The following is a 23,760-nucleotide window of genomic DNA, read 5'->3' on the forward strand; positions in this document are numbered from 1 at the left end:
CACAGTAGGATAAATTTGTTGTATTAATCGATTTAAGTTGTTTCCTTCATTAACCTCTATATTATTTACAAAACTACCGCATCATTTAAGGAAATCCATATGCGACAGTTATTAATTTCAATGTTGATTTTGTTTTTTTCTCAGAGTGCATTTTGTGCACCTGCTTTTGAACTTGTTCCTCTGGGGGTTTATGGTGGTTTGAAAGATGGAAATTTATCTGCTTACTTATTAAAGACGATCGAGAGTGAGGATTATGTGGCTCTTGATGGGGGGACGTTGGTGCATGGTCTAGAAGTTGCAGTTGAAAGACAATCAGTCCGTCATAAAAATATTGAAGATTTGCTGCAAAAACATATTCCCGTGTATCTCATTTCTCATGCCCATCTTGATCATCTTATGGGGCTGGTGATGGCACAACCCGAATTGCGAGAGGGGCAAACAATTATGTCTCGCGAAGAAACCATGCTGGCATTGCAGAAAAATATTTTTAATTGGTCGGTGTGGGGTAATTTTGGGGATAAAGGAGACATTCCGCATTTGAATTATCAACACTATCAAAATCTGCCCTTACTCCAGTGGATTGATATTCCTAAAACGGATCTGCAGGTTAAAGCGTTTCCTTTGAGTCATAGTGGGATGCCATCAAGTGCTTTTTTAATCCGTTACAATAATGAATATCTTTTATATTTTGGCGACACGGGAGCTGATAGCACGGAGCAATCGACCAACATGGAGAATATTTGGCACGAGATTGCACCACTTATAAGAAATAGGCAGCTTCATGGCATCATGCTCGAATGCTCATTTTTAAATTCCCAACCCAATAACAAATTATTCGGTCATTTAAAACCAAACTTATTCATGTCTGAATTGCGACAATTGGCGTCGATCGTTGATCCTCTAAATTTAAAAAATTCATTACGAGGACTTCCAGTTGTTGTAACTCACATCAAACCTAGATTTGGAGATGGTTCAAACTCTAAGGACGATGTAGGAAGGCAGATTTTAGAGGAGCTGTTTCAAGAAAATGATATTGGTGTAGAACTGATTAAACCGAAACAGGGTGTATTGTTAAATTTATAATGTAAATGCAATTTCGCCAAATAAGGTAGGTGGGCTATAAATTCCCAAGATTTATAATGTCATTCCCGCGCAGGCGGGAATCTATCAAATATTAATTGCTTACTGTGTTTGAGAGGATATTGCTCATAGTCTTATCTATTTGTTGCTCTTGCGATTCAGTTTTCCAGAACATATCTCTGGTTACAGCAGGTAAACCTGATTTTTTTAATGTTTTATCATCTTCATTAATAAGCAAATTAATTAATATATGATTTGAACTTTCTTGTGGGCGGCGCAGAGCGGCATATTTGGCGGATAATCTTATTTTTTCATTTAGAGGTTTAATCTGAGTAGAATAAAATTCTATATGCTCTTCAACATTTTTTGTATTTGTATCGATTGATTTCAAATAGTTACTTAGACAAAGATCTGCATCCAGCTCAAGAAACACTTTGATATCCAATTTTGAGCGTAATTGTTCATCTAAAAAAATATCAGCCCCAAAAATAATGATATCGCCCTTAACATTTTCGATGGCAGCTAATAATGAATTGCTGGACTTAAAATCTGAACTATCAATCAATAGGGTCTTATCTTTATTTAATAAAGAATAACATTCTTGGCTGAACGTCTTAAAATCACTACCTATAGGTCCACAAACCGCTAATATTGTCATTGTAACCACCATGCTGGATAAAAAATTGGCAATTATACTTCTTTGGTAACCAATTTCAAATAATTGAATCAAAAAGTAGGTTAGGGTATTTCGATCAACAAACTCAATGCAAATTTTGTGATGATAAAGTTGCAGATTTTTAAGAAAAAAGGAAAATGAGAAAAAAATTCAACGAGACAATTTTATGATGTTAATCGTTTTTGGTGGGTTACCTGGCACGGGCAAAACGACAATTTCTAAAATTATTGCCCAGCGCTTAAAGGCAGTTTACTTACGAGTAGATACTATTGAGCAGGCGTTAATTAATCTGGATGAGTATTCAGGTAAGTTGATAGTGGGCTCAGAGGGATATTTAATCAGTTATGCCGTTGCTCGTGAAAATTTGACCTTAGGATTAAATGTTGTGGCGGACTCGGTTAATCCTATCGCGATAACACGCCAAGCTTGGCAACAAGTAGCCAAACAAACGGACTCAGATCTTATCCAGATCGAATTAATTTGTTCCGATGAACAAGTTCATCAAAGTCGTGTAGAAGGACGCATTGCGGATATAAAAGGACACAAACTTCCTACATGGCAAGCCGTTCTGGATCGAAATTATGAACCCTGGGATAGCAAGCAAATTGTGATTGATACGTCAAAATACTTAATCGATGAATCGGTAGCTATCATTATGAATTTTATAATTTCTAGGGGGTAAGCGCTAAGGAGTTTTTTTTATGGATATTTCTAAGCGGTTCAGTACTGTTTGTTAAAAGAGGTGGATTAAAATACACCTCTTCGCAATTGCTTAATTAGCCAATAGTCCAGTGGATTTCACCAGGAAGAGAGCTCCACCAACTGCCTATAGTGGTAAGGAAATCAGCATGAACGTTGTTTGAACTCGAGTAGCTACCAGAAATAGCCCCTGCATACATAACACATAAATCTTGTCGTGAAACGATACTTATTGTTTTATTATCACATTCGTATTCAAGGCGAATGTTTGGACCCGCGCTGTAAGTTTGTTGAAGTGTGAAAGAGGGAGCTTTTTCTCCATTTGCAATTATTCCTGGCGCTTGACCTATTATAATCTGACCGTTTATTAAATTCATTGCTCGCAAAGTACAGGTGTGACCGCTTTTATTAAAAACAGAAACATTCAAAGTGCCACAATTATTAGCGTGGGCAGAATAAATGCCGGTAATTAAGGAAATAGCGAGTAAAATTTTAGTTTTCATTGGTTAATCTCGATTGAAATACGATCATCAAGTATACATAGGGTGATTTTTGAGATCAATGTGCGTGATATTGATCTTTAAGTTCAAATTTATTCCATTCGCACACGAAAAGAATGTACTAAAGCGGCTACCTTTGATAGCCGCTTAAATAAAATCTAGTAATTATCCCAAACATTGTTGGTTAGCAAAAATCTCAGCTTCCGAGCGAGTTTTATTCATACCGCCACTGGAATAGGCAAACTTATAATTGTCGATATAACATTGCAATGAGTTTTTAGTGTAATACTTTGTAGCTTCGTAATCACTTATTTTAGTGGCAACGTTTTTGGCCTCCGAGCGGGTTTTATTCATGCCATCGCTTGCGTAAGCAAATTTATAGGCGGGTTTAAAAACCTTAAAGTAGGCGGCTGGGCAGGATTTACTTATTATGAACGTGGCAAATTTTTCTGCTCCAGAGGATGTTTCATTTAAGCCATCAGAACTATACGACCATTTGTACGCTTCTTGAAAAACATCACTCTTTGTTCCACAGGTAACATCATTGGGTATACTTATGACGGCTTCAATTTGATTGGATAGCTCTTCCGTCATTTGTCGTTGTTCTGGACTTAATGAATGCTCAGTATAATAAATTTGCTCTGCCAGCCTGTATATTTTTTCATATAAACTAGCACTGCTTGTTGATGCCATGGTTGTCATAGATAAAGAACCCAGTATTATAAATACTGATTTATTTATAATTTTCATTATTTCCACCTATGTTAAATTCAAAAAACCCAGCGAAGCTTAACAGGAAACGAATAGTTTTTTAACCCAAAGAGCGCAGAGAAGAGAATTAATTTTGAACGATTAATCACTTTATTTTTCCTTGTTTATATGCAAAGTCGCTTACAAAGCAGTTCATCTTTAACCGTTCCGATTGCTTCTCAAGGTTGACAAATATTGCTACAATGCACTGCTGCAGTTTGTATGACGATTTGAGAAGTATTCTTCTAAATATCGCCCATTTGTCCATTATCAAGAAGATAAGTATTATGGCATCAAGATCCTTTCCACTATCACTCGTGTCACTCATTATTATTTCATTATTGGGTTGCTGTATGGAAATCGATATTTCCTTACCCAGCTTTCCTAGTATTATGAAGTTCTTCGGAAGTACTGAGGCCCAAGTACAAAGTACCTTAAGCCTTAATTTTTTAGCCTTTTGTCTTTCTGGATTGTTATACGGGCCATTATCCGAATCTTTAGGAAGGCGTGGTTTAATGATTTTTGGAGCAACCTGTTTTTTAGTTGGAGCAGTAGGTTGTGTTTTTTCATTTTCAATATACCAATTGATGTTTTGGCGTTTTATTCAAGGTTTAGGCGCTAGTAGTACCGTAGTACTTGGATTTACTATGATCTCTGATCGATATAATGGTGCAATAGCTGCAAATTATATTGGTAAAATTAATGCCTATGTAACTATTTTTATGGCAGCAGCTCCGATTTTAGGCAGCACGCTCATCAATTATTTTACTTGGAGAGCTAATTTTACGTTTATTGCAATTATTGCTTTGATTTCATGGCTTTTTTTGGTATGGCAATTGCCTGAAACTAAAGAAGAAAAGCAGCCATTAAAGCTTTCGACTATATTTAATGATTATCAAACTGTGTGTGCGCATGGTAAGTTTTTAATTTATGCCAGCATGCCGAACATGTTAGTTACGGCTTATTTAACTTTTGTGGGTAGTGCTTCATTTTATTATATTAGTACGTGTAAATTATCCTATTTTCAATTCGCAATGCAGCAAGGATTAATTGTATTAATTTTTTCGCTTACCAGCTTTTATGCGAATAACATAATTAATCGAATTGGCAGCCGAAAAGCGGTCTACTTAGGGATGGTATGTTGCATCCTATCAATAGTACTGCTTACTTATTTTGCATTTCAATATCCAAGCTATCCACGATTGATTACATTTGCAATGTGCTGGATGGCGTTTGGTTGCGCATTCCCAATGAGCGTGACATTTGCCAAATCATTAGAAATTTTACCTGACCTCAAAGGAGTTTGTTCTTCGTTCATTATGTCTACCCGGTTATTGTTTTCTTCCTGCGCCGTCGCTTTAACAGGTCTTTTGTTCGATGGTTCGATGCGCCCGGTGGTTCTCGTTATTGATGGGGTCATCCTTTTGGGGGTGTGCATGTACATTATTATGGAGCGAATGGGTGAGGATGAAGTTCTATCCAAAGCTACCAGTGCCTTGATTTAGACTGCAGGCAAAATAACCTTTGCAATCAGATTTATTACAAATGAACTGAATCCTGCAAGCAACAATAATAATCCTAGTTTATTGCTGGGTAATTTGATTTAACCGTTGATGAAATAGTATAACCTCCGTGGGAGAGCTTTGGAGTTTTTTACTTCGACTAAGATAGTATGGCTGTGAGCAATCTGGCTGCTCTTGTTTAATATTGGTTTAATATCTACTATTAATTGAGTTAAAAAATCGTTTTGAACTGCTTGATAAAATATTGGGTTTTAAAGTTTAATAAGGGAATGGGGGATTCTAATGTATCAATTTTTGTTACTACTGTGTCTTCCCCTCCTAAGTTATTCCAATTTATCGTTTGCTGAAGCTCCCTTGTCTAAGCCTTTGGCTCCTGTTTTTGATAATCTGGGTTCTTTTCATTTTACTGTTTCTACGAACAATAAATCAGCGCAAAAATTTTTTAACCAAGGAATGGTTCTTTTTTATGGTTTTGAATGGGGGGAGTCTGCTCGTTCTTTTAAAGAAGCTATTCGATTAGACCCTCAATGCGGAATGTGTTATTGGGGATTTGCCTTGGCAACAGGTTCTAAAATTAATGCACCAATGTCAGGGCATGAATATCAGGATGCAAAAAAGGCAATTGAGAAGGCAGTTTCCCTCAAACAATACATGACGTCCCAGGAAAACGCTTATATTCTTGCTCTTATGGAGCGCTTTAAACATCCACCGCGACAGCAAGAAACTGAATCTTCGGGAACTTTTAGTTGTCATCGCTCCAGCACTACTTTTGATAAATCATCTTCCACTGAAATGGCGGCTTATGCTGAAGCAATGGAAAAAATTATTGCTCATTATCCTACTGATCATAACGCAAAGGCATTATACGCTTATGCCCTTTTTGAGGTGATTGAATGGAAATTTTGGGGGATCGATGGCAAAGAAAATCCCAAAACAGCCCTGATTGTTAACGCTTTAAAAAATATCCTTGCGAATGAGCCGGAACATATTGGTGCGAATCATTATTTCATTCATGCAATTGAAAGTTCCAAAGAGCCCCAAAAAGCGATGGATAGTGCTAACAGGTTAACTACGTTAGTTCCTGGCTCAGAACATTTAGTCCATATGCCGGCACATATCTACTTTCTTACTGGAAAATATGCTCAAGGAAGTGAGTCCAATCTAAAGGCAATTGAGGCATTCAATATGTATAATACTACATGTAGGCAACAAGGGTTCGCTCCTGAAATTAATTATCTTTATATGCATAACTATGATTTTTTAAGAACCACTGCCACCATGGAAGGGCGACAAAAATTAGCACTCTGGGCAGCACGAAAAATGCTTGCGCCACCATTTAATGACTGGTTAAAAAATGAAGCCTCTTTGCAATGGTTTATTCCTATTCCTTACTTTGTTCAGGCTCGTTTTGCTTTATGGGATGATTTACTCAAAGAGCCTAAACCGTCTAAAGAATATCAATATGCTTTGGGTATGTGGCATTACGCTCAAGGGATGGCTTTGTCTCATACAGATCAAATAAAACAAGCCCAACAGGAATTAACTGAGTTAAAGGCAATTATCGAGCAAGGTCCAAGTAAAGAAAACTTGGAAAAGAATGGAGTATCTCTTTTAAAAATTGCTGCTGCTGTTTTAACTGCTCGTTTAGAGGCTATACAGGGTAATAAGGAAGAGAGCATCAATCAATTGAAGATCGCTTCAGCAATTCAGCATGATATGGGCTATCATGAACCACCAGATTGGTATGTTCCAATAAAAGAGCTGTTAGGTGATGTTTATCTAAGATGGAACCGTCCTTTAGAGGCAATCAAAATGTATGAGGCTGATTTAAAAGAATATCCGAATAATGGTTGGGCTCTTTGGGGTTTATCGAACAGCCTGAAAAAAATGGGACGCACAAAAGATGCGGAACAAGTAGAAAAAAAATTTCACGAAGCCTGGAGTGCCGCAGATGTAAAGACGCCACCTAATTTATTTTAATTTTTGATTATGAGATTTTTATTGTGAGTGTGTATAGCGATAAAATAGTGAGCTGCTATTTCTTAGGATTTAATGCTATTTCATCTTCAGGGACTACAATTTGGTTTGTGATTTCGCTGATTCTTTTCTTATAATCTTGTGTCACTTGACCTACGGGACGTTTATATTCAAACTCAATCTCCCATTCTTTACAGAACTCTGCTATGGCTTCCATGACCCTGTTATAGATTTTATCCATTTCATCAAGTCCTGCTTCATCAAGCTCATTATAGTGTTCCTCATCGAAACATTTAGAGACTGTAGAAGGTAAACTCGTAAGAAAAGTTGATGCATCAGTTATTGCGGTTTCAAACTCTTCACTGCCTGGGTAACATGTTTCAAGATCGTTTACTATTCTCTGTCCATTTTGCCATAGATTAACCATATTTCCATTTATAGCCAGCAATAAAGCTTTTTGCTCTTGAGTCATATCTTTGTTATAAGTATTGTTAATTTCAAAATTTAATGCACCCAATACTTCTAGTGCTGCAATTAATTTTGTAGGTAATTCGCCGACTGCCTTTTCGCGTATGTCTTTTAACATTTGATATTGTTCGCGTCCTGCATCCAAAATGCATTTATTGTCTTGTAACGTCATTATTAGATTTTTATAATCCACATTGGTTTCAAACCCATGCCTCTTAATTCTTTCCAATTGAGCCCGATTAGTTCGATATTCTATTAAGTTTTCTTTTACTTGTTGGTTGTTAATAACTGCGTTGATTTGAACCCATTCATCCACTTGTTGGGTTCCATGTAAACGGGGATTATAAGTTTTTGATTCACTGGGATAAGTGGTTAGCACGCAATCAATCATCTGTGTCCATTTTTTTTGAATTCCAGATAACCGTTCAACTTGTGCAGAAAGCTGATTTAACCTGCTGACCCGATTAAAACAGTCCTCTGCATTTTGGGGCTCAGTTAAAATAATGCTATTTATTTCTTCGTTTAGGTTCCTCAACCAAGAGGGATGAGAGACCTCTTGAATGAATTGTTTATCCTCATTAGAAAGAAATGGAATGTCCATTTTTCCCAACGATTCTTGCAAAAACTCAGACCACTTTAAAAAATCCGCATTTTTTTCAATGAGGGAATAAAAATCTTGGGGAAATCCTAGTTTTGTTAAATGAAGGGAGGCTTGATCTAATGAATGACTCTCGACGTTTGCTTTAATTTTTTCTTGGAGTCGAATTAATTTCTCAGGAGCATCTAGAGTGAGTTCATCTTCTAAACCTTGAGATAGGGAGTGGCCCAGTGCACCCATTTGTATTTCATAGAACGTATTAAAACTATTATAAATCTGCTCCTGTTTTAGTTTCTCTAAGCTGTTTTCTATTGCACCCAATAAGTTTTTAGAAAGAAAAGCGTAAATAGGTTTGGACCCAACAGACTGTTTTAAGTGGAGTAAATCGTCCATTACTTTAGATTTTGGAGCGATAGCTTGTTCTATTTCAATGTGCTTTTGAATTACAGTAAGGTAATGTACTTTGAGAATGGTGGCAATGAGATCCCGGCTGGAACGTAATGCAGATAAATCTGAGAGATTCGAATGCTGAAACTGCTCCTCACTTGGGAGCTGCATGTCTCGCTGTAGGTAATGATAAGTCTGAAGTTCCTGACGCAAAAATGCTTCAAGATCTCCCTGATTGTTTACATCAATCAATATCTGCGAAAGTCGTTCATCGCTAATTTGCCTAACAATCTCTTCTGAAAACTCCAGTTTCGTGAGAAATGCTGGCATTGCATCTAGGTTGATAGGGGGATATTGATTTGTAAAATCCCTTTTTAGATATGAGTAGCTGGAATAGATGGATTTAATCATTCTATCAAGCTCATCCGTATTGTCAGCCGCGACAGAAATAAATGCAGACATTTGACGGAAGAGGGTAAGAGGATTCACTTGCGATTGAGCACCAAATGACATTGCATCTTCAAATGATGCGATGGCTGCTGGATTGTATTGTGCTGAGTAGGCTTCGATACCTCCTATAAGTGCGATCTCAGCAAATTCGGCAAGCTGTTTGCAATAGGCGACTAATTCTTCTCGCGACCAAATAGTTAGATGAGTAACCCATCCCTCAAAGTCAAAATCTTCCGCAGCAATGAGAAAATCTTCTCTATTAAGAGTTTCTCTGAACCGATCATGTTGGTTAAGATCGATTGTTAGGTGGATATCTCGATAATGGGGAGCATCCCTTAACTGTTCCATGGTGCTTAATAGAGGATCTTTGCTAAATCGATACCTATTACATAAAGCTCTAAAGTGTTGCTGAGCCACTGTTTGAGATACTTTTGCCTTGATTAGGGTTTCACTTAAATGTTCCAGTGTTGAATTAATTGCTTCTAACTCTTCTTCAACCTCTTTAATGGGGGCGTCGGTCAAAGCTTTTTCAAAGCGGTGAATTTTAGCATCCAGGAACTTGATTATCTCTTGTTGTATTTCTTCAGCTTTAAATTGAGTATGAGACAATCGCAAGGTCTCATTAATTTCAAGAAGCATTTCTCTTTTAATGGAGAACTCTTCCCTTATTTGATTTTCTCTTTTTTGTTCGGGAATTCTCTCTTCAATCTTTTTGAAAATAGTTCTTGCCCTTTCCTCAGCTTTTTCTAATTTAAAAACATGATTTAATAGGCTACTGTAATTTCCAAGATTTGCTTTGGTAGCTTCCTTGATCTCTTCATGCGCCTTGAGTGTCTGTTGAACTAAATCATCTAATTCTTGTTTTAGTCCCTCAATTTCCGAACCATTTTTATTCTTTAATCTTAAAAGCAGTTCCTTTTCAAACTCGGCTACTTCATTTAAAAATGGCTCGTAGTGTTCATAAAACTCTGCTTTTTTGATAGAAAATAATTCTTCCTGTTGGTCGGATTTTTTGAAGTCTATTAATACCTTATCGATGCCCAACATCTTATTAATGATTGGATTAACCTTCTCCAGTCTTTCTTTCAATAATTTATTTTGCTCTTCTAATAATTTATTTGCAGCTCGCAGGTAATGCTCTCTATTTAGTTTCATTGCTTTGAGTTTTTCAGTCTCTTGAGAAAAGTTATCCATGTCTTTTTCGAGCTGCAGTAATTGAGCGTCTGCTTCTTGCTTTAACTGTTCTGCCTCTTCACTCTGCTCACCAAACATTTCGTGTTTTAATTCACGAATTTTTACAGTGAGTTGAGAAAAACGTTCCAGAATAGTTAAAGAAGAACTGCCTAGTGCCTTTCGATAAAAATCTTCAAGTTTTTTAATCGCTTCATTCTGGGGAAAGGGTTTAAGCTTAAGCTCTTCCCATTGGGTAGTTTCTAGCATGTGGAGAATTTCTAAATTGCTGGTAATGGTAGAAATCAATGAGGCGTTTAACTCTGAAAGCAAACTGGTCTCATCTTCAAAACCGTCTACGATATCCCGAATTTTAATTTTTCTCTTTTTAGTCGCTACCTTTTCAATTTTTTGTCCCTTGGACAACCTGTTTTGCGGGATTTTTTCCAGGTCCTCTAATTGATGAAGGGCATTTAAAAGATTCACATAATCTTGGGTTGTTGGGAGCTCTTGTTGAAATTCTTTACGGATAATTTGTTCTACCTCTTGCCATTTTTGTTTTAAGGGTTCGATACTAAGTTCAGTATCCAATCGCTCCTTAATGGATGCCATCTTTTCTTGTGCAAGAGACTGCATTGCAGCATAAGAGGTTTTCTTGCTGTACTCAAAGGATTTTATATCGGTATCAATCTCAATTGCTCTCGCGAATTTGGGGCCTATTTCTTTTAAAGCTTCTGTAAAAATGGCTTTTTGCTTAGGAAGACGCTCATTTTCAGGGAGTGAGACAAGTGAGTTAATGTCTAATTCTAATTGAGAAAAAATTCTCCAAAGATCTTTCCAAAGTTCATTGACCTCATCCACCTCTAAATCTGAATTTTGATTTGGTCGTTCAGTTGGCATTAATGAAGTGAGAAAATTATTGGCAGTTGCGAGGGGAGAAAATCTTTTAATGAGTCCGTTAAATACCATTTGCTCAAACTTAGGTTGTTTGAGTTTTTGAAATTGCGTATTTTTTAAGCTTCGTAATTCGTCGAGAAGAAGTCGAACCTCATCAACGATTTTGAATTGCTCTTCCTTCGACTGTGACATACTTCTTACCCGCAAATGAATTACTTATAATCATATAGTACAAACATTAAGTATTTATTAAGAGCGATACGTTTTTACGGTTTGACTGTTCCAACTAACGGCCCATATTTACAGCAATTCCCATATTTCACTCCGTGCTTAAAGTATGTATAAAAGTCTACTGTTGAACTAGAAATTTCTTACCATCGAAAACTGTTTTCAACACTGCAATAAGGTTTTTGGATGAACCAATTTTAAAAAGTCCTCACCTTTGATTTTTAGCAGTTGATCATGGTTTCCCGCATTAAAGACAAGCCATTCTTTATGTGCAAGACTATCGGCCAGATAGACCTCCATATTATAAAGTTCACCTAAAAGGGGTATCGCGCCCACTTCGCAGTCAGTAAATTTGTTTTGAAATTCGAACTCTTTAGCAATTTCTGCTCGTTTTGCTTGAGTCTCTTTTTTGAATAGGTCTAAATTGAGACGGGTATTGGCGGGGATTGCGACCAATACAAATTTGCCATCCAATTTAACCACTACTGATTTAGCAAAATGATTTCCTTTAATATGGGCTGCCTGGGCACATTGGGATGCGGTATATGCTCTAGGATGACTGATGGTCTTATAGGGAATATTATGAGTGTGCATGTATTTTCTAATTGATGGGCTTAACATAGTGGGGCTCCCACAAGAATGGATATGATTAATTATAGAACAATTTCTCCGCTCTCGTTGCTTAAAAAAGGAGCTTATCTACCATCAGTTTTAAATTTGTGACACTATATTTAGCTTTCTCCTGTACTGAGATCCCAGGAGTGGTAGGTGTCTGCTAAAAACAAGGAATAGTAATGCGCAATGCCGGTCAACAAAATCAAAGTCCTTTTGATAAACTTGCTAATGAAATACTCTTAATGATTCTTAATGCTCAGAATGAAGATAAAAATTATCTTCTTAACCCTAGAGATATGCTGTCTGTTGCATTAAGCTGCCAACGCTTTAATGGGATAAGTTTAGATGCCAATTGCTTTTTTTCTCCTTACAAGTACAACGATTTTCGACAAAAAGCTTCGGATTATCAAGAGTATAAGGAACAACGACTTACCCAATTGAAAAATATTCAAAGAATGCGATATGAAAAGAATGGGGCATTTTATTGGAATAGGACCATTAGAAGTAGAATGGCCAGTGGATTAGGCTTACTACTAGCATCCTTGATCGCGTTCCAGTTTGACATGGACTATGGAGCTTTTTTCCTAACCACATTAGCCTTATCTATACTGGCGTTGATTATTAACGACCTTCTTTTTGGCTACTTAGAGCGTTCGTTAATTCCATCTGAAGTAAAAAATATTCCTCTTCAATTTTTTGAAGAGGAAATAGTAGGAAAATCCAATTCATTGAACCAATAATTTGGAGTTTGTTTCGTTTAGTTGAAGTAGATTTTTGAATAAGTCATTTGTAATAAATCTGTAAAAAAGTTTAATTTAAAATAAATCTTGATTGATTTTTAGACTACAATACTTCAAAAATAGCTGGAGTTTAGTGATGAGTTCAAAGCAAGAAGAACTTAAAAAAGAGATTCAACGATTACTTGATTTAAAGAAAAAACAGGAAGATCTGGGTGTTTTAAATCAAAATGATATGCAAGAGAAAATGAAACTCGAGACCAAGCATAAAGAGTTTTTGCAAATGAGCAGCCAGCAAATGGAAGAAGAATTGAAGAAAGGGTTTATGAAAAAAATTGGAGTTGAGAGCGAAGACTCTAAACTTATTCTTGAAGACTATAAGAGAAAATACAGCGAGCAAAGTTGGTATAAAGAACCTGAAGAAAAAAATGGAAAACTCACTTTAAGTTTTCCTTCTGAGGAAGAAGTAGGTGTTTTCTTTGGAGCTCAAGCTAAAGCAAATCGCTCTTTTATTCTGGTTAATGAGAAAAATGAAGTGCTCGCTTATTCCAATGGAGATGGTACTTTATACAATGGAAATGGAAGTGTGTATGAAGGTGGAAAATTCCAATCATCGAATCAACCTCTTAGTGACTTTGTAATGCCTGAAAGAGAGGGCGCTTCAATGAGAATGGGCTCCTAATACAGCAGTCATAAGATCGAAAAGTCAAAAAAACAGGAACCGTGAGGGACACCCACCTTTCCATAAGGGGAGGGCCTGCGACACTTATGCCCACCTTCAATGAACTGTTCAATTAAAGGGTTCTGATAAACAGTATAAATAATACCACGATCGGTATTTTTGGTTGAGTTAAGTCCATGTCTTTGTGTCTTATTTTTCTAAAATTTAGGAAGTAAACTGGGCTTTGTTAAGATAGGCCGCTTGCTTTTTAGGTCAAATGATCTTATTTGTTTTTGTGATACGATTGTGTTAAAAATCAACTAATTGCTTTCATAATAAAAGTTCAATCTTTTATTACTAATAGAGATTTTCATGGACGAAAATACTAATAAATCCCTAACCCTTCATGTTTGGATAGTTTGTGCCTTGGGTTTGTTCATTGATGGTTATGATTTATATATCGCTTCAGTAGCTGAACCTTTTATTTATGCTGTGTATCATCCTTCCTCCTTTATGATTGGGCTTACTCAGGCTGCAGCTCCCCTTGGGGCAGTATTTGGCGCAATTATCGTGGGACGATTGGCAGATATGGTGGGTAGGAAAAGCATGCTCATTATAAATCTGATTTTTTTTGTATTTGTCGCGATTTGTTCGGCCTTTGCTTGGAATATCACCTCTCTTTGTGTATTCCGATTCTTACTTGGTTTTGGGGTAGGTGCGGATTATCCTATTTGTGCAGCCTATTTGGCCGAAATGATCCCACCTCATAAAAATAATCAATTCATTGCAACGGCGATGTTTATCAATTGTCTTGCTTCCCCAGTAGGTGTCCTCGTTGCTTGGTTACTCTTTAAACTTCATCCACAATTGGATGTGTGGCGTTGGATATTTGCCTCGGGCGCGATTCCTGCTGTGGTAGGGTTGTTATTTAGAGCCAAATTGCCTGAAAGTTTTTTATGGAAAGTTCATCAACGTTTAAAGCCACACTCCAAACATACTATTCTTACAAACTACCAATTCATATTTTCTCCTCGAATGATAAAGATTACTGTGTGTCTTTGTCTGTGTTGGTTTTTATTAGATATTTCTTATTATGGAATAGGGTTATTTACCCCCTATGTTTTACAAGCATTTAACTTATCGAGCGAAGCGAGCTTTTTAAGCGCACAAACCGAAGTTTTGAAAAGCACTTTAGTGGTCAATATTTTTGTTTCGTTAGGCGCTTTTGCAGTCATTTTTTTTGTAAATCACGTACCCCTGATTAAATTGCAAAAAACTGGATTCTTGTTTTCGTTTTTGGGCTTATTAATTCTTAGCATAAGTTACCTCTTTCCCAACACCAGTACGATTTTTGTCGGCTTCATCCTCTTCAATTTTTTTATAAATTTTGGACCAGGAATTTCAACTTATCTGCTGCCTGCAAAAATTTATAATCCTGAATTTAAAGCCACTGGTCATGGACTCGCGGCGGGGACAGGTAAGTTCGGAGCGTTTATCGGCACCGTATTTTTACCTGTATTTCAAGTTCGATTGGGTATCTATCTGACTCTAGCTATCCTGGCAAGCACCGTTCTGCTGGGCTGGTTATTAACAATATATTTAGAAAAGGAAGAAGCTAAATTGGTTACGTTATCAGAACCAATTACTGAAAATACAATGCTAACAACGTCGTAAGGAAAAATATGGATTATCTACTGAGTGAAGAACAATATGATTTCTGGAGCGCGCAGGGATTTATAGTAATACGGGATTTCTTATTTAGTGAGTTGAAGCAGCAACTGCAAATCTGGTGTGATGAATTAACCTCTTGGCCCGAAACACCAGGAAAATGGATGAAATATTTTGAGCAAAATGCGAAGGGGGAGCGCCAGCTTTGTCGCGTCGAAAATTTTATTGATTACCATCAAGGTATGTATGAGGTAGCTAATAGTGCACGTACTTTAAACTTGGTTTCTTCATTAATGGGAGAGAAAGCGGCTATTTTCAAAGAAAAAATTAATTATAAATTCCCAGGCGGAGGAGGATTTAAGCCGCACCAAGATGCTCCTGCTTTTATTAGTTTTAATCAACGATTTCACATTACCATGATGGTGGCTATAGATGACTGCACCTTAGAAAATGGGTGTTTGCAAGTAGTCCAGGGCGGTGCGAATAAACCTATGATTCTTCCTCAAGAGGTGGATGGATCCATCAGGAAAGAGATTGCTGAGACTTTTTCATGGTCTCCAATTGAATGTAGAACGGGGGACGTTATATTGTTTGATTCCTATTTACCCCATTATTCTGAGGCTAATCGTAGCAATAAACCTCGGCGTGCGCTGTTTATCACATTTAGCAAATTTGCTGAAGGTGGGATTAAACGGGACGCTTATTATCAGGATAAAAGAGACAAATTTCCTCCAGACTGTGAGCGTGATCCTAATAAAGATTATTCCGCAGGTGCTGCTATTTATAATGTGGCTAATCCGATTACCGCAACCGAAGTTATGTAAATGAACTCAATAAACCAAAAAATTGATAGGGCATTTCAGTATTTGGGTTGCGCCGAAGACATGGATTACATAGGAGAGTCTGTGTCGCAATTAGAACACGCTTTACAATGTGCTTATTTTGCGGAGCAAGCGGGGCATAATCTGGAAGTTATTCTTGCCTGCTTATTTCATGATATTGGACATTTTATTCCCGGTACCCAACAAAATATGATGGCTGATTTAGGCGTGGTGCATCATGAATGGCTCGGAGCCCAACTGGCCTATTCTCTTGGATTTTCTGCAAAAATTGCCTTGCTTATTGGCAATCATGTAAATGCGAAACGCTATTTAGCAGCCAAGAAAAAGGACTATTATGCACGATTATCTGCGGCAAGCAGGCAAACGCTCATCTTTCAAGGTGGAGTCATGTCGGATGATGAGATGCTTAATTTTGAAAGGAATATTTATTTTAAAGATATATTGCGTGTACGGGTTAATGATGAAAAAGCCAAACAAATAGATTTGCAAGTCCCTGCCCTTACTTATTATCGCCCCTATTTGTATAAACATTTTGAAGCCACAATGCGTCCTACGGAGAATTTAGTGCTGCCTGATTTTGTTGATAATACATGGGTAGAGCAATTTAAAGCGTTGCTTGAAAATGACTGTAATGCTGTAAGTTACGGTCAGTTTTAAATATGATTCAATAATGTTCTTTATGAAAAAATATCGACCTATGGAGAAAAAAAAGTTAGAATAATCGAAATCTTTTAAGTCAATAGCCTGGTTAGTTCAATGGCCAAGAAGGAACATGTACACGCAAACAACTCAAGAAAAAAGACAACTCTGGATTATTTTACTGATCGTCTTTATCAGTTTTATTGGTTCATCTATTGCTTATCCCATTTTGCCGCCTCTATTTTTACAATCGTCAAACCAGTTGATTATTTCTCCCGGGTGGAGTGAAAACAGCAGACGTATTTTACTCGGGCTAACTCTTGCAATTTTTCCGCTGGGACAATTCATTGGTTCCCCTATTTTGGGGCGAAGTTCAGATTTGTACGGCCGCAAAAAAATAATGATGATTAGTTTGGCGGGCAGCACACTGGGTTATCTCCTAACAGTCATCTCTTTTTGGACCAATTGCTTTTGGGTATTATTATTCAGTCGCTTTTTAACGGGATTCATGGAGGGGACTTTTGCTGTTGCAAGGGCACTCGCGTCTGAGCTAACTACCATCAACAAGTATGTGAGTTTTGGCCGGATCAACAGTATGGCCGGAGTAGGTTACATCATTGGACCAATTATTGGTGGACTATTATCCAACTCATCCATCGTCCCCTGGTTTTCGTGGTCTCTCCCTTTTACTTTTGCAGCAATGGCTTCAATTTCCACACTGGGACTTTCCTGGTGGAAATTACCCGACTATAAAATTTTGCACCAACTTGAAAAAGAAAGTATATGGAATAGACTCAACATTATCCGACAATTCAAATTATTATTTCAAAATCACCCACATTTGATACATTTGTTGGTTATCAGTACCCTGTTTACCTTTGCCGTAGATATCTTTTATGAATTTGGGCCAGTTTATCTAGCAGGAAAATGGGATATGTCACCAGGGATGATTGCAGGGTATAATGCGGTATTATCAGCCGCACTTGCTTTAGGTGCTTCATGGCTCCCACAGCATCTTTCAAAACGTATGCCGATTCATAAAATTATAATTCTGGCGATGATGGCAACCACTTTGATTTTTGCTGCCATGATTGCTTTTCAATATCCTTCGATTATGATTCTTTTTTTTGGACTCCTTGGGTTTAGCATCACCAGTGTTACCACAACCATGACTATACATATCTCAAATCGATCCCATACTACCATTCAGGGCGAAGTTATGGGCGCACAATTAAGCTTGCGGACCTTAGGTGATGCTATTATTTGCTTTGCCGGCGGTTTGCTGATTGTTGTATCCATTATTTTGCCCATTGTTTTATGTTGTATTACTGCATTGGTTGCAAGCATTTTGTGTTTAGCCTACTTAAAACCCACAGTACAAACCAGCAATCGTATAAGTAAATTATCTTACATCAGTAAGAATCCTAATATCATATCGACTAAAACCAATGAATGAATTCTTTCTCATCCACCTTCTAGGTTAAATCAATGAACTCGACCCGATTGCGTCCTTGCGATTTTGCACGATACAGCGCTTCATCTGCAAAATTTAATAGGTAATTTAGGTTATCTTCTTTAGGAAGACAACAGGCTACACCCACACTAATCGTTATAAAAGGAGATATAACTGAATCAGGGTGTGGGAGTTTCAATTTAAACACAGCTTGGCGTAAGGACTCGGCGAACTTAAGTGAGCCGGCCATTTGCGTATCGGGTAAAATACAAGTGAATTCTTCACCACCATACCGTGCAAGCAAGTCAGTACTTCGGGTTACTCTATTTTTTAATGCTCGAGCGACATATTTCAAAGCGTCATCGCCAGCCAGGTGACCAAGGCTGTCGTTGTAACGCTTAAAGAAATCAATGTCCATCATAATAATGGATAGGGGTTTGGAATAACGCAATGCACGATTCCATTCCTGTTTAAGAAAGTCATCAAATCGACGACGATTGGCGATCCCGGTCAATCCATCCCGATAAGACATTTCTTGGAGCAATACCTGGAGTTTCTTTTTTTCAGTGATATCTTCCCCTACACCCACAAAATGTTGAATTTCTCCATGAGTATTAAAAACAGGGGCAATGCTCCACGATTGCCAGAGTGGCTTTCCATTATTTCGGTGGTAGAGAAGTTCGCCATTCCAGGGTCGGCCAGATTGAATCTTTTTCCATAAATCAGCTAATACATTTCTAGGTGTCATTTTTCCATGAAAAATTTCTGTTTTTTGACCGTATAATTGTTCCCGAGAATAGCCTGTTAATTTGATGATTTGCGGATTGGCATAAATAATCGTTCTTTGTTTATCCACGATCAGAACGGATACAGGGCTTTGTTCAATAGCTGCTTGCATTTCCCGTAAACGATTTCGCTCTTGTATTGATTGAGTTATATCATGAAATGCAATCACAATCCCTTTGGTATTTTTTTTTAATCGAATGGGCGTAGTAATTATAGAAACAGGGAAGCATGATCCATCTTTACGCCAAAAATAATCTTCATCACTCATATAAGGTTTTTCGGTTTGTATCACTTCCATATTTTTACAATCCTCTATTGGAGAGGGGATACCACTATGGTAGGAATGATGAAATAGTTGATGGGCATTTTGACCCAGCATTTCAGCTTCTGTATAGCCTAAGATACTGCATGCTGCGTCATTCGCAAACTCAATCTTACTTTCTTTATTGATGACTAATAAACCCTCACCCAACGCAGATGTAATGTCACGTAAATACTGTTCACTTTGTTCCACCTGCTTTTTTGCTTGGTGTAAATCACGAGTTATCTTTGCATTTATTTGGAGTGATTCTTCTAACTCTTGAGTGCGTTTTCTTACTTTATCTTCAAGAATAATTGTGTTTTGAAATACTCCAAAATCTGTTCGTGGAGCATTCATATCTTGTTCAGCTCTATCAATCAATGCCTTAACAATTTTATTGAGGCGTTCAATTTCCGCTTGCAATTCTTTAGTATTATTAAGACTCTTCTCAGGCATCGTGATTTTCCCGTAATGCTCCTATTGCTAGCCCTGTTATGGTTTGATTTATATGAATGCCCTTAAATTGTTCCCCATAAGTGCTAAAGCCAACCACGTTATTGTTCCTAAAAATCTTTTCTACGTCCTCTTTCAATCCCTGACGTTGCATCTCCAAATTTCGCAGTATGCAATCACATGCTAGGACCAATTGTGGCTTGCCGATAGATGTTTGAATTTCTTGAAAGGTTTGCTCCACATTTTTTATTAGATCAATTCCATGAGCAGCCATAAAAACTAAACCGTTATCGATTGCGCAGTAAAACATTAAACTACCATCTGGGTTAGCTTTTTGAATCGATCGCACATAATCAACTCCGTTGATGCGTATCACCAAGGGCGTTAATGAAAACTGCATGGGATCCAGTTCATTCACTGGGGTTTTTACGATGCGGGCATACTCTTCTACTGCTGGATAACCATTAATTTCATTGACAATTCGTTGCTCGGGATCTGCTTGGGTCACGACCATTTTTTCATTTCCACAAACAAAATGCTGAGCTTTGAACAACTTAAAAGGATAAATTGTATTAACCAAGATAAGAACGACAGAATCTGTATGGAAGGCACCCTCTGCAAAGACCCATGTTTTCTTGAAACGAAGGTCATCGCCGGCGGAGCCACCAAAAAGCTCAATTTCCCCTAAGATATCTTGTAAAATATTAGTAACTTGTTCTTCGCGTTGCGATAATCCATCTACTAACAAAAAGGCAAAGCTGTTTTCAGAATTAGTAGAAGGAGCTCGCGCTTCAAGTTGTTGAAGCAAATTATTAACAAATACCTGTCCCTTATTATAATTTATATTTTTTAAATCGTTTAGATAACCCGCAACGGCTGTAAAACCATCGGATGCAAAGCTAACACCTGAAAGAGTATGATCTGTATAACCATTGGGTCCAATTTCACCCGCGGTTGTACATCCAATTACTTTCACATTCGGAAAGAGGGTATTTAATTCATTAGCTATGGCATTAAGATCATAAAAACTGGAGCAAAAAAAGAGAACAAGTTCCATATTAGGTTGACATACTGCAGCATGAAACTCTTTGACTGCGGTTTGCGGTTCTTTTGCGGCTGACTGTCCAATACGAATGGATTGCTGGGTACTCATCTAACATACTCCATGTTTTGAGAGATGTAAGCTTGAAAATCGGCTCTAACTATCTTTTCTTAAAATATTAGCAATGATTCATTTAATTAAATATAGCATACGCGTAAACCATGAAGTTTAAACAGGAGAGAGCTCTACTCGCGCTAATTGTAAGTCCAATGGGTCTCGGGTTCGGATGAATCTTGGACAGTAGGGGGCTTTGATAAGAAGCCACATTGCAGCATACCCGTTACAGGCCAGCTCAATTGCTGATGCTCTATTACTTTGCCATGACATGAACTCAAAATAAGTTGTCCATTTCTATTAAAAATAGAAAAATTTTTGTCATCCGATAAATTGTGAATCCCTTCCCTAGATAAAGAAGTTATTCGGGGGTTGGTGATAAGTGCGGTATACATAAAATCCATACGATTTTCTGGCGATTCATGTGGCATCGATTCAAAATATTTTTGCGCGCAAAATGATAATGAAGCTGCGCTGCCTGCCAGTGTTTTAACGGATCCTTCTTCTCCAGAGGGTAAAATTCCTTTTTTCATAAGAAAATCGCCTTTATTATCTGCCAAATAGAAACTATTTTGTTCTTTACAAATATCCAAGGTCCCTAGTTTATAGACTCCATCTTTACAACCCGTGGGACCAAGGGCATCTGTTACCAGTATAATTTTGTTTTTAATGGTACTGCGTATCAGAGAAATAAATGAAGGTGATAGGTGTACTCCATCCGCAATAAGTTCCACACCCGCAGGGCAACGCTCAGGATTTTCAAGTATCCATTGGACCACGTGGCTTTTTGCATCATTTAAAGTAAGTTTTCGTGTTTCTCGGCTACATGATTCTTGACAACCATTACCGAGATGCGTAAATCCACAAGCTCCTGCTGCAACAGCGCGCCCAATGAGTTCTTTATCGGGTGGATTGCAATGTCCGATAAATACTTTTACAAAAATGCCTTCCTGCTCCAGATTTTTTGTCTGTTTGATAAATTCTTCTGCGCCTGGTAAATCGGGTGCGATGGTAATTTTCCATTGTTTTATATTCGGTGCTACGCTAATAATCTCTCTAAATTTTTCTATAGAAATACTGTCCTGCAGCGCCTCTTCAGCATGAGCTCCCTTGCAACTCTTGGCGATGAAGGGTCCCTCTAGATGAACTCCCACGATTTGAGTTTGACCTGCAATAGGAAAAAGTTCTTGTTTCAAAACAAAATCATTTATTTCTATCAATGATTTCTTTAAGGCGGGTATTGGCATAGATACTAAAGTTGCCAATGCATAAGAAAGTCCCGTTTTTCCTAGTGCTTTAACAATGCACTCCAACGATTCATCACTCTTTTCATCATCTAAGTCAGCGAAATCAATACCCCCTTGACCATGGACATGCGCATCTAACAATCCTGGCATTAGGAAATAAGAGCCTTTAGAGTCAATTGTTTTTTCCTCTTGAAGAGGCGACAAATCCTCATCTACATTGAAGAGTACCTTTACACCATTATCGGTAACTTGCACATGTTTTAATTCCTTCATCCCTGAATCGTTATAAACATAGATATTTTTAATTACCATTTCAGTCCCCTCTTGGGATTAGCTGCAGTTAAGGATCTAAAGAGATTCTTTAGAACTTAACTCCTCAGGAAATGCCAAGAGTTCCCTTGCTCAATTAGCTAGAATCGTAAGTCGATAAATCAAATTTTTACTATTCATTGGCATCCTGCACATGATGCATTGTAACAAAATATAAGAATGAGATGAATGAGCGGTTGTAAGAAGCGTGCTTTTAGTAGCCATTCGTTTTATTATAAATTCTGGATTTTATCGGTTATTACCCTCGAACTCACGGAGAAAGTTTTTTATGTTTAGTCGCATTTTTGTTAGGGAAACACCTGAAGGAATGGCAAGTAAGGCTGCTCGAGCACTTCAAAAGAAAATAATGGAAAATAATGAGAAAAGGATACCGACGGTTTTAGGTCTTGCAACAGGGAGCACTCCCGAGCCTTTATATAAAGAGTTAATTCGACTACATCAAAAAGAACACTTAGATTTTTCATTAGTAATTACATTTAATTTAGATGAATATTGGGGTTTGGAGCCAAGCCATAATCAATCTTATAATTACTATATGCATGAACATTTTTTTAATCATGTGAATATTAAAAAAGAAAATATTCATATGCTTGATGGCACGGTGCCGCTTGAATTAATTGAGGAACATGCAAAAAAATTTGAAGAACAGATTAAAGAGGTGGGGGGCATAGACATTCAAATTTTAGGTTTGGGTTTAAACGGTCATATCGGTTTTAATGAGCCAGGATCTGCATTTAATTCTAAGACACGATTAATCCAGTTAGATGATAAGACTCGTGAAGCCAACCAACGATTTTTTAAGACTAAAGATGAAGTACCAACACATGCTATAACGATGGGTATCGGAACAATCATCCAAAACGCTAAAGCATGTTATTTGTTAGCGACAGGTTTTGCCAAAGCAGACATAATTTCAAGGGTTTATGCTGCTTCTTCACCGAATGAAGAAATCCCGGCTACTGCTTTATATGCTCATAAAAACGTTACGGTACTACTCGATAAAGAAGCGGCATCGAAGCTGCCGCATTCGCTAAACCCCTGCAAGTCATCATTATTATCTGAAAGTATTTATGCTCCTAAAACTCCTGTGGACCCTCAATTCGTTCCTGTTTCTGACGAATTTTTTCATACTAATTTTACCCAATAAAACATGGCCCTCCGGAATCTGAGATTAGCTGCTTTAAAATGTTCTTTAATTTTAAAGCGGCAAAATATGCACCTTAGATGAAGCAAAACCTTTACCCTCCTTAATTTAAAAGAGGATTTTGAATTTCAGTAGTGGCTGGTGGGGGTGAGTGAAAAATATATATAATAAGCAATAAGAGAAAAATCAGTGTAGAAATATAAAATACAATTTTAGCATTCGGTGTTGATGTAGGATCGGTTCCTTTAAATGCAATGTATCCTGAAACGATAGCTATAACTAAAAAAATAAAAGCAGCGGTTAACATTTTAATCTTTCCTTTTGC

20 protein-coding genes are annotated in these 23,760 nt (G+C 37.4%); 11 read left to right on the top strand and 9 right to left on the bottom strand.

The features are described from left to right. The first annotated feature begins 99 nt into the window (after positions 1–99). On the top strand, positions 100–1,083 hold the full coding sequence (locus tag HBNCFIEN_RS03805) for an MBL fold metallo-hydrolase (RefSeq protein WP_182392760.1): 984 nt from the start codon (positions 100–102) through the stop codon (positions 1,081–1,083). Positions 1,084–1,174: 91 nt separating this feature from the next. Here the strand turns inward: HBNCFIEN_RS03805 and HBNCFIEN_RS03810 are convergent, their stop codons facing one another. Continuing rightward, positions 1,175–1,738 carry a uridine kinase gene (locus HBNCFIEN_RS03810; protein WP_182392761.1) on the bottom strand — a complete coding sequence of 188 codons (564 nt, stop codon included), beginning with the start codon at positions 1,736–1,738 and terminating at the stop codon, positions 1,175–1,177. Positions 1,739–1,922: 184 nt separating this feature from the next. Here HBNCFIEN_RS03810 and HBNCFIEN_RS03815 point away from each other — a divergent pair, with 184 nt between their 5' ends. After that, positions 1,923–2,438, top strand: a complete 516-nt coding sequence (locus tag HBNCFIEN_RS03815; RefSeq protein WP_255464325.1) for an AAA family ATPase — start codon at positions 1,923–1,925, stop codon at positions 2,436–2,438. A 94-nt stretch (positions 2,439–2,532) separates the two neighbouring features. Here HBNCFIEN_RS03815 and HBNCFIEN_RS03820 read toward each other — a convergent pair whose 3' ends face one another. Together HBNCFIEN_RS03820 and HBNCFIEN_RS03825 are read right to left on the bottom strand one after the other, a co-directional pair. Further along, a complete protein-coding gene (locus HBNCFIEN_RS03820) occupies positions 2,533–2,958 on the bottom strand; it encodes a hypothetical protein (RefSeq protein WP_182392762.1) in 426 nt (141 codons plus the stop codon). 162 nt (positions 2,959–3,120) lie between these two features. After that, positions 3,121–3,705, bottom strand: a complete 585-nt coding sequence (locus tag HBNCFIEN_RS03825; RefSeq protein ID WP_182392763.1) for a hypothetical protein — start codon at positions 3,703–3,705, stop codon at positions 3,121–3,123. A 287-nt stretch (positions 3,706–3,992) separates the two neighbouring features. Between HBNCFIEN_RS03825 and HBNCFIEN_RS03830 the strand changes: the two genes are divergently transcribed. Together HBNCFIEN_RS03830 and HBNCFIEN_RS03835 are read left to right on the top strand one after the other, a co-directional pair. Beyond that, entirely contained in the window at positions 3,993–5,210 is a 1,218-nt protein-coding gene (locus tag HBNCFIEN_RS03830) for a multidrug effflux MFS transporter (protein ID WP_182392764.1), read from the top strand. 300 nt (positions 5,211–5,510) lie between these two features. Next, positions 5,511–7,208 carry a hypothetical protein gene (locus tag HBNCFIEN_RS03835; RefSeq protein WP_182392765.1) on the top strand — a complete coding sequence of 566 codons (1,698 nt, stop codon included), beginning with the start codon at positions 5,511–5,513 and terminating at the stop codon, positions 7,206–7,208. Positions 7,209–7,263: 55 nt separating this feature from the next. On the opposite strand, the gene HBNCFIEN_RS03840 is transcribed toward HBNCFIEN_RS03835, so the two are convergent. Together HBNCFIEN_RS03840 and HBNCFIEN_RS03845 are read right to left on the bottom strand one after the other, a co-directional pair. Beyond that, on the bottom strand, positions 7,264–11,367 hold the full coding sequence (locus HBNCFIEN_RS03840; protein WP_182392766.1) for a hypothetical protein: 4,104 nt from the start codon (positions 11,365–11,367) through the stop codon (positions 7,264–7,266). Positions 11,368–11,565: 198 nt separating this feature from the next. Next, positions 11,566–12,024 (bottom strand): aminoacyl-tRNA deacylase, encoded by a 459-nt coding sequence (locus HBNCFIEN_RS03845; RefSeq protein ID WP_182392767.1) that lies wholly within the window; start codon positions 12,022–12,024, stop codon positions 11,566–11,568. A gap of 173 nt (positions 12,025–12,197) precedes the next feature. Between HBNCFIEN_RS03845 and HBNCFIEN_RS03850 the strand changes: the two genes are divergently transcribed. From HBNCFIEN_RS03850 to HBNCFIEN_RS03875, 6 genes are all read left to right on the top strand, one after another. Beyond that, positions 12,198–12,758, top strand: a complete 561-nt coding sequence (locus HBNCFIEN_RS03850; protein ID WP_182392768.1) for an F-box protein — start codon at positions 12,198–12,200, stop codon at positions 12,756–12,758. Positions 12,759–12,894: 136 nt separating this feature from the next. After that, complete coding sequence (locus HBNCFIEN_RS03855) at positions 12,895–13,437, top strand: type IV secretion protein Dot (RefSeq protein WP_182392769.1); 543 nt, start codon at positions 12,895–12,897, stop codon at positions 13,435–13,437. 351 nt (positions 13,438–13,788) lie between these two features. Continuing rightward, positions 13,789–15,090: an MFS transporter gene (locus HBNCFIEN_RS03860; protein ID WP_182392770.1), complete on the top strand. Its 1,302-nt coding sequence runs from the start codon at positions 13,789–13,791 to the stop codon at positions 15,088–15,090. A gap of 8 nt (positions 15,091–15,098) precedes the next feature. Then, positions 15,099–15,908 (top strand): phytanoyl-CoA dioxygenase family protein, encoded by an 810-nt coding sequence (locus HBNCFIEN_RS03865; protein WP_182392771.1) that lies wholly within the window; start codon positions 15,099–15,101, stop codon positions 15,906–15,908. Continuing rightward, positions 15,909–16,583, top strand: a complete 675-nt coding sequence (locus tag HBNCFIEN_RS03870; protein ID WP_182392772.1) for an HD domain-containing protein — start codon at positions 15,909–15,911, stop codon at positions 16,581–16,583. It abuts the gene before it with no gap. 115 nt (positions 16,584–16,698) lie between these two features. After that, positions 16,699–18,021, top strand: coding sequence for an MFS transporter (locus HBNCFIEN_RS03875; protein WP_182392773.1), 1,323 nt, complete (start codon positions 16,699–16,701; stop codon positions 18,019–18,021). A gap of 19 nt (positions 18,022–18,040) precedes the next feature. Here the strand turns inward: HBNCFIEN_RS03875 and HBNCFIEN_RS03880 are convergent, their stop codons facing one another. From HBNCFIEN_RS03880 to HBNCFIEN_RS03890, 3 genes are all read right to left on the bottom strand, one after another. Then, positions 18,041–19,561, bottom strand: a complete 1,521-nt coding sequence (locus HBNCFIEN_RS03880) for a diguanylate cyclase (protein ID WP_182392774.1) — start codon at positions 19,559–19,561, stop codon at positions 18,041–18,043. Continuing rightward, the gene (gene nosP, locus HBNCFIEN_RS03885; RefSeq protein WP_182392775.1) at positions 19,554–20,711 is read right to left on the bottom strand and encodes a nitric oxide-sensing protein NosP; all 1,158 of its coding nucleotides are present in this window, start codon (positions 20,709–20,711) and stop codon (positions 19,554–19,556) included. The genes HBNCFIEN_RS03880 and nosP overlap by 8 nt, the downstream gene beginning before the upstream one ends. 143 nt (positions 20,712–20,854) lie before the next feature. Continuing rightward, positions 20,855–22,273 (bottom strand): N-acetylglucosamine-6-phosphate deacetylase, encoded by a 1,419-nt coding sequence (locus HBNCFIEN_RS03890; protein WP_182392776.1) that lies wholly within the window; start codon positions 22,271–22,273, stop codon positions 20,855–20,857. Between the two features lie 286 nt (positions 22,274–22,559). Here HBNCFIEN_RS03890 and nagB point away from each other — a divergent pair, with 286 nt between their 5' ends. Then, positions 22,560–23,438, top strand: a complete 879-nt coding sequence (gene nagB / locus HBNCFIEN_RS03895; protein ID WP_182392777.1) for a glucosamine-6-phosphate deaminase — start codon at positions 22,560–22,562, stop codon at positions 23,436–23,438. Positions 23,439–23,538: 100 nt separating this feature from the next. On the opposite strand, the gene HBNCFIEN_RS03900 is transcribed toward nagB, so the two are convergent. Beyond that, positions 23,539–23,742 (bottom strand): DUF1328 family protein, encoded by a 204-nt coding sequence (locus HBNCFIEN_RS03900; protein ID WP_182392778.1) that lies wholly within the window; start codon positions 23,740–23,742, stop codon positions 23,539–23,541. Positions 23,743–23,760 lie beyond the last annotated feature (18 nt).

The sequence above is a fragment of the Legionella sp. PC997 genome (assembly GCF_014109825.1).
Classification (GTDB): Bacteria; Pseudomonadota; Gammaproteobacteria; order Legionellales; family Legionellaceae; genus Legionella.

Coding starts and splice junctions, on each gene's coding strand:
- HBNCFIEN_RS03805 (WP_182392760.1), top strand. CDS start 100: ATGCGACAGTTATTAATTTCAATGTTGATTTTGTTTTTTTCTCAGAGT.
- HBNCFIEN_RS03810 (WP_182392761.1), bottom strand. CDS start 1,738: ATGACAATATTAGCGGTTTGTGGACCTATAGGTAGTGATTTTAAGACG.
- HBNCFIEN_RS03815 (WP_255464325.1), top strand. CDS start 1,923: ATGATGTTAATCGTTTTTGGTGGGTTACCTGGCACGGGCAAAACGACA.
- HBNCFIEN_RS03820 (WP_182392762.1), bottom strand. CDS start 2,958: ATGAAAACTAAAATTTTACTCGCTATTTCCTTAATTACCGGCATTTAT.
- HBNCFIEN_RS03825 (WP_182392763.1), bottom strand. CDS start 3,705: ATGAAAATTATAAATAAATCAGTATTTATAATACTGGGTTCTTTATCT.
- HBNCFIEN_RS03830 (WP_182392764.1), top strand. CDS start 3,993: ATGGCATCAAGATCCTTTCCACTATCACTCGTGTCACTCATTATTATT.
- HBNCFIEN_RS03835 (WP_182392765.1), top strand. CDS start 5,511: ATGTATCAATTTTTGTTACTACTGTGTCTTCCCCTCCTAAGTTATTCC.
- HBNCFIEN_RS03840 (WP_182392766.1), bottom strand. CDS start 11,367: ATGTCACAGTCGAAGGAAGAGCAATTCAAAATCGTTGATGAGGTTCGA.
- HBNCFIEN_RS03845 (WP_182392767.1), bottom strand. CDS start 12,024: ATGTTAAGCCCATCAATTAGAAAATACATGCACACTCATAATATTCCC.
- HBNCFIEN_RS03850 (WP_182392768.1), top strand. CDS start 12,198: ATGCGCAATGCCGGTCAACAAAATCAAAGTCCTTTTGATAAACTTGCT.
- HBNCFIEN_RS03855 (WP_182392769.1), top strand. CDS start 12,895: ATGAGTTCAAAGCAAGAAGAACTTAAAAAAGAGATTCAACGATTACTT.
- HBNCFIEN_RS03860 (WP_182392770.1), top strand. CDS start 13,789: ATGGACGAAAATACTAATAAATCCCTAACCCTTCATGTTTGGATAGTT.
- HBNCFIEN_RS03865 (WP_182392771.1), top strand. CDS start 15,099: ATGGATTATCTACTGAGTGAAGAACAATATGATTTCTGGAGCGCGCAG.
- HBNCFIEN_RS03870 (WP_182392772.1), top strand. CDS start 15,909: ATGAACTCAATAAACCAAAAAATTGATAGGGCATTTCAGTATTTGGGT.
- HBNCFIEN_RS03875 (WP_182392773.1), top strand. CDS start 16,699: ATGTACACGCAAACAACTCAAGAAAAAAGACAACTCTGGATTATTTTA.
- HBNCFIEN_RS03880 (WP_182392774.1), bottom strand. CDS start 19,561: ATGCCTGAGAAGAGTCTTAATAATACTAAAGAATTGCAAGCGGAAATT.
- nosP (WP_182392775.1), bottom strand. CDS start 20,711: ATGAGTACCCAGCAATCCATTCGTATTGGACAGTCAGCCGCAAAAGAA.
- HBNCFIEN_RS03890 (WP_182392776.1), bottom strand. CDS start 22,273: ATGGTAATTAAAAATATCTATGTTTATAACGATTCAGGGATGAAGGAA.
- nagB (WP_182392777.1), top strand. CDS start 22,560: ATGTTTAGTCGCATTTTTGTTAGGGAAACACCTGAAGGAATGGCAAGT.
- HBNCFIEN_RS03900 (WP_182392778.1), bottom strand. CDS start 23,742: ATGTTAACCGCTGCTTTTATTTTTTTAGTTATAGCTATCGTTTCAGGA.